At 62.0% G+C, this 10396-nt stretch carries 9 protein-coding genes; 5 read left to right on the top strand and 4 right to left on the bottom strand.

The features are described from left to right. Together NZM16_RS10815 and NZM16_RS10810 are read right to left on the bottom strand one after the other, a co-directional pair. Positions 1 to 587: ABC transporter permease (locus NZM16_RS10815; RefSeq protein WP_295480336.1), on the bottom strand; the 587-nt coding region annotated here is incomplete at its 3' end. 408 nt (positions 588 to 995) lie between these two features. After that, entirely contained in the window at positions 996 to 2741 is a 1746-nt protein-coding gene (locus tag NZM16_RS10810; RefSeq protein WP_295452260.1) for an ABC transporter substrate-binding protein, read from the bottom strand. A 916-nt stretch (positions 2742 to 3657) separates the two neighbouring features. On the opposite strand from NZM16_RS10810, the gene NZM16_RS10805 reads away from it, so the two are divergent. From NZM16_RS10805 to NZM16_RS10785, 5 genes are all read left to right on the top strand, one after another. After that, positions 3658 to 5226 carry a presenilin family intramembrane aspartyl protease gene (locus tag NZM16_RS10805; RefSeq protein WP_295452262.1) on the top strand — a complete coding sequence of 523 codons (1569 nt, stop codon included), beginning with the start codon at positions 3658 to 3660 and terminating at the stop codon, positions 5224 to 5226. Positions 5227 to 5640: 414 nt separating this feature from the next. Then, positions 5641 to 5955 carry a 30S ribosomal protein S6 gene (gene rpsF / locus NZM16_RS10800; protein ID WP_295452264.1) on the top strand — a complete coding sequence of 105 codons (315 nt, stop codon included), beginning with the start codon at positions 5641 to 5643 and terminating at the stop codon, positions 5953 to 5955. Positions 5956 to 5989: 34 nt separating this feature from the next. Further along, positions 5990 to 6394, top strand: coding sequence for a single-stranded DNA-binding protein (locus NZM16_RS10795; RefSeq protein WP_295452266.1), 405 nt, complete (start codon positions 5990 to 5992; stop codon positions 6392 to 6394). A 167-nt stretch (positions 6395 to 6561) separates the two neighbouring features. Continuing rightward, the gene (gene rpsR / locus NZM16_RS10790) at positions 6562 to 6921 is read left to right on the top strand and encodes a 30S ribosomal protein S18 (RefSeq protein WP_366946214.1); all 360 of its coding nucleotides are present in this window, start codon (positions 6562 to 6564) and stop codon (positions 6919 to 6921) included. Between the two features lie 566 nt (positions 6922 to 7487). Further along, positions 7488 to 8681: a SurA N-terminal domain-containing protein gene (locus NZM16_RS10785; RefSeq protein ID WP_295452268.1), complete on the top strand. Its 1194-nt coding sequence runs from the start codon at positions 7488 to 7490 to the stop codon at positions 8679 to 8681. 12 nt (positions 8682 to 8693) lie between these two features. On the opposite strand, the gene NZM16_RS10780 is transcribed toward NZM16_RS10785, so the two are convergent. Beyond that, positions 8694 to 8930 (bottom strand): hypothetical protein, encoded by a 237-nt coding sequence (locus tag NZM16_RS10780; protein WP_295452271.1) that lies wholly within the window; start codon positions 8928 to 8930, stop codon positions 8694 to 8696. A gap of 700 nt (positions 8931 to 9630) precedes the next feature. Then, positions 9631 to 10396, bottom strand: a 766-nt coding sequence (locus NZM16_RS10775) for a hypothetical protein (RefSeq protein ID WP_295480334.1), incomplete at its 5' end; no start/stop codon positions are given.

The raw sequence follows: 10396 nt of genomic DNA, 5'->3' as shown, positions 1-10396 counted from the left end.
GTCCCCCATCCGGTGGGCGGCAACCATTTTAACCAGACTCCAAAGATGGAGACCAGGATAGGCCCGAGGACAATGACCGGCACGGAGACCCCGAAGATTGCCAGGCTCATCCCAAAGTAATCCAGGAAGGTGTTCTGGTTGAGGGCAGCCAGGATGCCTAGGGGGATCCCAATGCCGACGGCCACCAGCAGGGCATAAACCCCCAGCTCAAAGGAGACCGGCAGGTTCTGCCGGATGATGTCATTGACCGAACGGCTACGGGAGGAATAAGAAGGCCCAAGGTTGATCCAGAGGAAATAGCCTGGGCCGATCTTCCATCGGATCAATGCGTCTTCCTGCAAGGAGGTCGGCAATTTCGGCAAGTAACGGGGAACCAAGAGGTCCCGCATATAGTAAAGATACTGGACCACCACCGGTTTATCCAGATGATACTTGGCCTCAATATTGGCCTTGATCTCGGGGGGCAGGGGTTTCTCCCGATCGAAAGGACCCCCGGGGACCGCGTGCATGAGACCGAAGGTGATCACGGTGATCACCCACAGCACCAGAAGGTTCCACAACATCCGCCGCACGATATAGCGGATCATCCTCCTCTACTCCTTATTCCGGGATCCGATTCCTGTCCGATGTGCTTGAAAAAGAGGAGAAGAAGCCGGTTCGATGGAAATCCAGTTTCTTCTGTTTTATATCCCCATTCTGGGTTTTTGACAACTCGATCTGATAGAGTTGTCGGGATCGGGAGAACAGCCTCAACGACCTCTCTCGGCCCCACAGAATTTCAGAGCTCTTTAGGATTCTCAGCGGGCCTCCACCCTATAGGCGTGGCGAGGAAGGGGGGCAAGACCATCCTCTAAATCCCCCTGTCAAGAGTTGATCGGATAGGGTGAAGTGGCCTTAGCACCCAAAAGACTTCACGGGGAAGTAAATGGTGTAACTCCTAAAATAAATAAGGAGGGCGGCCGAGAGGCCGCCCTCCTCGAACTGGGCCATCCGCATTACCGTTGGATATCCCACTTCTCGATGTGCTCCAGGCCGCCCAGGACCGAGAAGGTCCGCTTGACATACGGTTTGGTGACCGCAACGCGGGTATACCAGTAAATCGGGATAATCGCCGCGTCCTTGGCCACCAGGATCTCCTCGGCCTTGGCGTAGAGCTCGCGAGCCTTGGCCTCATCGGTCTCCCGCATGGCCTGGTCGACCAGGGCGTCGAACTCCGGATTCCCCCACTTGGTGTGGTTGTTATCAGACGTAGAGTAGAACACATCCTTCAGGAAGTTGCTGGCGTGGGGGTAATCCTGGCACCAGCCCAGGCGCCAGATCTGCGGTGGGTCGGTGTTGAGGGTCTCCAGATAGACCTTCCACTCCTGGGTCTGAAGGCCGACCTCCACACCCAACACTTCCTTCCACATCTGCTGGATCGCCTCGGCGATCTTGATATGGCCCTCGACTTGGTTGACCCACAGCGTGATCGGCGGGAGGTTCTTGACATCGCCGCCATACTTCTCGTTGAGGACCTCCTGGAAGAGCTGCTTAGCCCGCTCGGGATCATATTTCACGCCGAGGTCCGGGTGCGTCTGAAGGGTGGGCGCCGCCTGCAGACCGGGCCGGGAGAACCACTGGGCTGGCTCCTGCCCGCCCTTGGTCACGTTCTCCACGATGGCCTTGCGGTCGACCGCCAGGGAGAAGGCCAGGCGCATGCGAACATCATCGAAGGGCGGCTTGGTGACGTTGAAACCATAGTAGTAGGTGCATAGCACTGGCGCGATGTTGAGCTCCTTCGAGAGCGTGGGGTCCGCTTTCACCCGGTCGATCTCCGCCAGCGGCACGCCGGCTACATCAAGGTTCCCTGCCTCATACTCAGCGAAAGCCGGGGACTCATCCAGCATGCGGAAGACAATCTCTTCGATCTTCGGCTTGGGCACGCTGGGGATGTTGTCGGGCCAGAAGGGATTGGCCACCATGGTGATATAGCTGTCGTGCACCCACTCCTTCATCACATAGGGGCCGTAGGAGTGGTAGGCGCCGGTCTCCGTCCAGCGGTCGCCCTTCTCCTCGATCAGCCACCGAGGTTGCGCTCGCAGCATCCACAGGCCGGCGACGTTGGCGAAGAAGCCCACCGGCTCCTTCAGGGTGAACTGGATGGTATAGTCATCAATCACCTTAATGCCGACCTGGGCCGGATCCGTGATGGTCCCCTCGTTGAACTCCGCAGCGCCCTCGATGAAGAAAGCCGGCACGTAGGCATATTCGCCACCGGTCTTGGGATCCAGGGTGCGGATGGCACCATACCAGAAGTCTTGGGCGGTCACATAGCGAACGTTGCCCTTCTCATCCTTGACCTGCTCCACCTCCTGGCCATTCCAGCGCACCCACGGGATGCCCTTGCGCAGGTAGAAGGTCCACACCTTCCCATCCGGCGAGACCTCCCACTTCTCGGCCATCCCGGGCTCAACGGCGGCGGTCTCCTCATTCTGACGGGTCAGTCCGACGAAGGCCAGCTCAATGATCTGGATCGAAGAGGTATCAGTGGCCAGCGAGGGGTCGAGGGTGGGCACATCGCCCGGGCCCAGGTTCAGCCGCAGCACCTTCCGGGGCACCGGGGTCGGGGTCACCACTTTCTCTACCACCCGCTCTTTCTCAATCACCTGCGGGGTTGGCGTGGCCGCCGGGGCGCAGGCAGAGAGCACTAAGCCCACCAGAGCGACCAGCGAGAGCCACCACCAGGCATGCGAACGGTTCATAGGACCTCCTCCTTTTAGCCTGCAGGATAGATGCTGTAGATGCAGCGGGGCCATCGCTGGAACGCACTGCGTTGAGAGCCGGTTCCCTCCCCTCAACGCGGTTCTACGTTAATAGTTATAGCAATCTCTGCCCATCTTGGCAAGAGGCGCTGGCCTTGGGGGACAGGCAGATTGGGGCGTGTTGCCTTTTCTCAAGCAGTGGCATCCGCCCAATGCTGGCAGTCCCCGACAATCGTGTCTTCGATTTCATAGGGATGTTTGGGTGGGCAGGGCTACCGAAGGTGACCTCGTCCACCCCCAAAAGGGAGGGTTACCGTGCCCGGTGCCCCTACCTCCAGAGTGCTTTGTCCAGTTATCAACTGGGGATTTGAGGAACCGAAGCCCGTCCGGAAGGCGATGGCCCCTCCCCCCTCCCCACGGCCCAGAGAGCTATGGGGAGGGGGGGAGAAATCATCTTTCAGGGGCGGTGCGGGGGCCAAAGGCCCCCCACACCGCCCCCGAAAACCCCCAAATGAAAATATGGACAAAGCAATGAGGGCCTGGCTCTCCTAAGTTTCTTCAAGTATGCTCAAATTAGGGACGACGCCTCTCTGGACCGTGGGGAGGAAGGATGAAAACCCTCTCGCAAGGGACCAACATCGATTGGGCCTGATAAGGGCGGGCTCTCAGGGCTCATACGGGGTAGGCCCTCCTTCTCCCCTCCCGAGGCCATCCGGGCCAAATGAGAAGAGGGGAAGGACGCAGCGCTTTCCTTATTGAGGACAAGCGGGACCGCCTTGGGTGACCCCGCCAAATTCCATGGATGAGGAAATCGACGATTGGCTGATATGGTCGCAGGATGGACGAGAAGCAGGGCTGGAGTATGCCTTGAAAGTAGCTATTGTCCTGCGCGGGACCTGAATCAGGAGATCTCTCGATGGATCTGTTACAGCAGTTGTGGGCCTGGCTGGCGGACCCGAACGTGGCGTATCTTCTGCTGGTAGGCGGGATCCTGGCGGCTGTCGCCGCCTGGAGCATCCCGGGGACCGGGCTTGGGGAAGGCCTGGCCGTATTGATGCTGGGCCTCGCCCTGATCGGCCTTCTGCGCTTGCCGATCAGCGCCGCGGGGCTCCTGTTGATTCTGCTGGGTGCCCTCCTGTTCCTGTCGGAGCTCTATTTCCAGAGCGGCGGATATCTCGGCCTATCGGGAGCCCTGGCCCTGGGGCTGGGCGGGATGTTCCTACTTCCTCCAGGCACGGGACAACAGATCGCTCCGGTGATCCTGATTGGGACCACCCTGACGGCGGCCGCCGCTTCGTTCGGTCTGGCTTTCCTGGTGCGAGAGCTTGGACATCGTCCCCCGCTCCAGACTCCGGAGCGTCTGATCGGGGCGGAGGGGCTTGCTCAGACGGACCTGGATCCGGAGGGGACCGTCTGGGTTCAGGGAGAAACCTGGACGGCGCGGGCGGCCGAGGGGCGGATCGCCGCCGGGGAGCGGGTTCGGGTGCTGGCGGTTCAGGGATTGCGCCTGCGGGTGACCCGTGTGGAACTGCCCTCCCCGTCTTCGCCCACGCCCGCTCCGGAAGTCTCGCCCCCTCCATCCGACCCGGCGGGCCCGGCCGCCCTGGGCGGCGGCATGGCCCTCCTCCTGGCCGTCCACTGGCTCGGTTTCCTGGCATCCGGCCTGCCCTCCGGAGATCCATCCCTTCGGACCGATCCTTCCCTGACCATCGCTCGTCAGCTCTCCGAGGAGCTTGCAGCCCGTCCAGTGGGCGAACAGATGATCTCCACGATTCCGACGGCCCTGGGATGGATCGCTCTCGGCTTGCTTCTGGCCTTTCTTCTGGTAAGGCTCCGAGGTTCTCAGAGGATCCTGAAGGCCCTCGTGCTTGGCATGCTGGGGTTCATCCTGTTTTTCTCTCTCCGCCTTCTGCTGGTCTCGCTGATGGGGCCACCCCCTACCTGGATCCTTCCGCTCTTGGCGGGGCTTGCCTTCGGCCTGGTGCTCTGGTGGCACCATCGGCCGGGGTGGGTGGCATTGACGCTGATGGGCTTGCTGGTCTGCAGTGCGGCGGCCGCTTATCTGGGTCACCTCTGGACCCCTATGGCAACGGCGGCGCTGTTGTCTGTGATGATGCTTTACGATGCGCTGGCTGTTTATGTCTCCGGGCACATGCAACGGCTGGCGGAGTGGGCGATCCGGGAGCGCATACCGCTGATGTTCCTCATCCCGCTGCATTTCCCGCCCTCCAGATCGGGGAGCCCCACCTTAATGCTGGGATTTGGGGATGCGGTTCTACCCGCGATATTAACCTTTTCCGCCCTTCGGATACATCCTACGCCGTGGCCAGCTGTGGGGACGCTCATCGGGATTCTGTTGGGCTATGCAGTTTTGGTCCGCCGGTTTCTGGCAAAGGGAAAAAGCCATGCGGGGCTGCCCTTCCTCGCTGGAGGGGCCCTGTCGGGCTACGGGTTGGGAAACTTGCTGGAACAGGCCTTTGGATAGCTCTGCCCGGCTGGTCCCGGAGGGCCTCTCCGGAGAGGCTTCTAAGGGCCGCCTTTCCAGCTCCCCAAGCGAATCAGAGCTTGCCCGGTTTCGAACTGGGGGTTGGGGTGGCAGGGCAGGCGGCTTCGCCTTCTCGCTTTTTCGGAACCTTCCTCCCCATGCCGCTTTGCCGCGTAGGGAGGGGCAAGCCTCGGCTTCCTAAGAGATTGCGCAGGGGCTGGGCCGAAGGCCCGCGAACCCTTAGCCGCTGATCCGCAGGGGATGCGTCTTATAATTGCCGTTGGCGAATCGGATCCCCTTGAAGGTTAAGACTTCATTGCACAATCCCTGGATCTATGGTAGGATACTTCCTGCTTTGCGCCTTTCCGCTCCTGCCTCGAGCGGGGGCAATCCCGTGGGAAGGAGGACATTCTCGTGCTGGTTCAATCGGTGCCGCGCATTCGACCCTATGAGTTAATGGTCGTCCTGGATCCGGAGTTGACTCCCGAGCAGCAAAGTCAGATCATCGAGCGCATTAAAACCGTTATCGCCTCAAGCGGCGGGCAGATTCAGGAGGTGATCCCCTGGGGCCGCCGTCGTTTCTGCTATCCGATCCGAAGGAAGATGGAAGGCCAGTATGTTCTGGTACGGGCGGAGATGCCGGCCCAGGCCATAGCTCCTCTGGAGCGCGTCCTGCGGATCACGGAGGAGGTCCTCCGCCATCTCCTGGTTCGCTTGGATGAAGATTGAGCACGCGTGGGAATACAGAGGGTGGAGTCCGGCGATGCGTGGGCTGAACAAGGTCATGATCATCGGGCAGGTCGGACGGGATCCGGAGATGCGCTTCACTCCGAACGGTCGCCCGGTGACGACGTTCCCGGTGGCCACCACACGGACCTGGATCGCCAGCAATGGGGATCGACGGGAGGAGACGGAGTGGTTTAACGTCGTCGCCTGGGGTGGATTGGCAGAGGTCTGCAAACAGCGCCTCCGGAAGGGGATGTATGTCTACGTGGAAGGTCGGCTGCAGACCCGAGGCTGGGAAGACGCCGAAGGACGCCGACATTATCGGACCGAGCTGGTGGCGAATGAGATGATCCTCCTGGGCGAAGGTCGTGCAGCGATCCCGGCCTTCGGCGAAGAGGAAGAGGCAGCCGAAGAAGAGGCCACCGAGGAGTTTCCCTTCTGACGAAGTGAAGCCTGGGGATTGTTGGAGGGGACAAGGCCGCCCTTAGCGGCCTTGTCCCCTCCCAAACTATCATATGCTATCCGGGCTCTCCCGGGGATTCGTCCCCAAAGCCTCCACGGGGAGGCGAACAGCACAATCCCGAATATCTAATGAGGAGGTTTGCCTTGGTGGAAGAGAGGAATGAGATCGAAACTCCAGCGTCGGAAGCCGTAGAGGCTGCTGCGGAGGGAGCGATTCCGGCCGTGGCGTCTCAGGCCGCCCCTGCGAAGGCGGCTCCGGTGCGCCGTTATGTGCAGCCGCCCCGTCTGTGCTACTTCTGTGTGGAGCGCGTGACGATCGACTATAAGAACGTGGATCTGTTGCGCCGGTTTGTGAACGAGCGGGCGCGCATCAAGCCGCGTCGTCAGACCGGCACTTGTGCGAAGCACCAGCGGCGCCTCTCCGTGGCCATCAAGCGGGCGCGTCATCTGGGGCTCCTCCCCTTCACGGCCGAGCACGTGCGCAAGTACGGCTGGGGGGGCGTCTGAGCCTTCCCAGCTGGATCGTTTCTCGATCCCCAAGGGGAAAAGGGGAAGGCCTTCTCATTCCTTGGTTCCGTTCGGAACGGGAGATTGGGGGAACCGAAGCCCATCCGGAAGGCGAGGGCTGCTCTCCCCTAAAAAATCTTTCGGGGGCGGTGTGGGAGATGGAGGGCCCTTCGCATCGTTCCCGAAAGCCCCCCCCATCTGAAATGGACAAAGCACTCATGGAGACGGGGCGCAAGATATGCGCCCCGTCTGTTTATTCTGGGAATACGATTTGACCGGTTGATCGCCGCCCCGAGGGGGTCGAGAAGCCCCGAGAGGGCTGCAGGAAGGAGGGATGCGGGGGGAAGGGCCCATGGACGCGATATCCCTCCTCCGTCGGTAGTGAAACACTACCTGTTGATTTCGGGTTGGGCTGAGGGCCGAAGGCGTCCTGCTCAGCCTGAAAACCCACAAGGAAAAAGTCAACGGCCCCGTTCCCGTTGAGGAATTTTCCGGGGATCGGGGGCTTCGGCATGCCTCCACCACCGGGAGGTCATCCGAAACCGGATTTGGGAGATGATCCAGGCATGGCTCATAAATCGACCAGTATCAACCGCAAGGCCCTCTCCCGGGCGGAACGAGAAGCCCGGATCCAGCGCTGGATCCTGCTGGCAACGGCAGGGGTGGTCGCGTTGACGATCCTGATCCTGGCCGTCGGGTTCATCTATGAGCGAATGATCTGGCCGGATCAGCCGGTCGCTTCCGTGGACGGCCAGCCGATCCGAACCCGGGAGTTCCAGAAGCGGTTCCGGTTTGTGGAGGATTCGCTGCGGCGGCAGGTGGCCATCATGGAGCAGGAGATCGCGGCTCTCGACCTGAATGATCCCACTCAATCCTCTATCGCTGCCTTTTATCGGCAACAGATCAATCAGATCAGCCTGCAGCTGGACGATCCCGTTCTCCTGGGTCGGGCGGTCCTTCAGCAGATGATCGATGAGCGATTGATCCGAGCAGAAGCGGAGCGGCGGGGGATCCGGGTTTCATCGGCGGTCATCGATCGGGAAATCGAGCGGCGCTTCGGCTTCATTCGAGAGACGCCGACCCCGGTTGGATCACCCACGCCGACCATCACGCCAGGTCCCGGGACCCCTCAGCCGACCCCCTTCCCAACGCCCACGCCGATGTCGGAAGCCAGTTTCCGGGCCCTGTATGCGGCCCAGCTCAAACGGTGGGAAGGGGAGCTTGGATTCACCGAAGCGGATTATCGGGCCATGATCGAGGCGGAGTTAATGGAACAGCAATTGCGGGAAGCGTTCGCCCGAGAGGTGCCCACCCATGAGGAGCAGGTGGATGTTCGCCTGATCACCGCAGAGACGCTGGACCTGGCGAGCGAGCTCTATCGTCGGGTCCAGGCCGAGGGCTTCGAGAAGGTTTTCGAGGAAGTGCAGGCGGGCAAGGTGGTCAGCGCCACCGCCCTGAATCTGGGCTGGACGCCGGTAGGGGGGCTGGGCTCGTTGTATGGGACGGAGCTGGAGAAGATCGTTTTCGCCACACCCGTTCTGTCCACGACTTCCGTGATCACCTCGTCGTTGGGGTATCACATCGCCTGGGTAGCGGGCCGTGGGGATCGCGAGCTGGCTCCTTACTATCTGCAGGCTCGCCAGCAGCAGGCCTTTGAAGACTGGCTTCAGAGGCAGCGGAACGATCCAAACCGTGTGCGCTATTTCGACTGGCAGAACCGGATCCCCCGCGATGCCCTCTCGCGCTCCACCCGGCGATAGGCGTATACGCGCTCAGCGCCAGTTGCGGAGGCGGGGACGGCGTCCGGGGCAGGCGGCCGACACAGGAGTTCGGCTCTTCGCCCGAATGTCATCTAAGGGCGCGATCAGCAGCAGCAGGCTGAGCCCCAGCCCCCCGGCTAGCACGTCCGACAGAGTCAGAGGCGAAAACCCGAGCAGGTTGAGGAACGAAGCCTCGAGGACCAATCCGAGGAGGGCGAGGATCCACAGCAGCCCAGCCCGCGCGAGCATTCGGCGGGGCTGTCTCCAGAAGCGGCTAAAGGGCTCGTGACCCATCAGCCGCCCGAGCGCGGTCAGGACAAAGGCGGTTCCAGTGGTCACCAAGGCGATCGCGTCCAGTAAGCTTCTGAAACCGCTCGTGATGATGGGAGCTGTGGCTGGCAGCTGAATCGGGGGTAGAGGTGTTCTGGGGTACGATTCCCTTTGCGCTCAGTGGTTTCTGGGAAGAAAGCCATCTGTCGGAGCATCCGCGACGGCGACAACCGTGCACGTGCTGTTCTTGAAGAGGATGATCACAAGGTCGCCGGAACAGCCGACCGGCTCCGCCGTTCCAACTGGATTCGGGGTTGCAGGACAGGTGGATCCACCTTCCACCAAGCAATCTCCTGGATGCGTCCAGATAGGCTTTCCTCGCTCTGGTCTCGCGCTGGATTGGTAAGGCGCTCGAGCGCGATGCGCAAAGTATCGGCTGCGAAGTCCGGCGATCGGAACGCGCTAATGAACCCGCATACTCCAAAGGGTGTATAGAGCATCATCGGCATCTGTTCGCCTCGCCAGGCGATCGCGCGAATCTCAGTGCCCGCTGCCAGCGCTCGAAGGAAGTGTTCGATGTGATCTGCGTCGCAACTCAGCGATCGTATGCGCCCGGCATCTATGGGGCGCAAGCGTTGATTTCCGCGGCATCGCTCAGTTCGCATGCCGAAGGGTCTCTTCAGGAAGAGGAGGGCGGGATCTCTTCAGGGCGGAAGGCCCACTCCTCGTGCACCCACCATGCGCCGGCCTGGCGGGCCACCGCTCGGGCAGCGGGGGTTAAGTCTTCTGCGGCCACCACTGGCCACACCTCCGCCTCGAGGGCGCGGGCGAAGATCGCCGCCCGCCGCGTCGCCCGCTCGACGTCCTCGGTGCTCCCCAGCCAGGAGATCTCCACGGCCAGGTAGATCTTGCGGTCTTCCCGCCGGTGGAAGCCCTCTACCAGCAAGTCCAGCTGGATGGCGTCTTCAGCCTCCTCTTCCTGGATGCGACCAGCGGCAGCAGCGTCCTCCAGCAGGGCTGTCCTACGCTCATCGGACACTTCAGCGGCGCGTCGGAGCAGGCGCCGGAAGAAGGCGCTGGGCCGCTGGCGGAGGCGGAACTCGGTGTGGAGCTGCTTGAGCTTGCTCAGATCGCGGGCGTGGTCTTCCACGCGGAGCAGCAGGCGACGAAGCGTATCGGCCAGCTCGGCAAAGCGGCGGTCCGTCTCCTGGCGGTAGGCGGCGAACTCCTCGTAGTGGCGGCGCTGGGCCTCGGCCAGGGCGGCCACGGCCTCTTCCAGGCGTCCCACTCGCTCCTCGGTGCGGCGTTGGGCCTCCGCCAGCTCGGCGAAGCGGCGCTCGGTCTCCTCGCGGTAAGCGAGGAACTCCTGGCGGTGGGCGGCGAACTCCTCATAGTGGCGACGCTGGGCCTCGGCCAGGGCGGCCACGGCCTCCTCCAGGCGTCCC

Origin of the sequence: Thermoflexus sp., assembly GCF_025055495.1 — a bacterium.
Lineage (GTDB): Bacteria > Chloroflexota > Anaerolineae > Thermoflexales > Thermoflexaceae > Thermoflexus.
The sequence above is the reverse complement of the archived record's forward strand: the minus strand, read 5'-3'. Positions and strand labels throughout refer to the sequence as shown.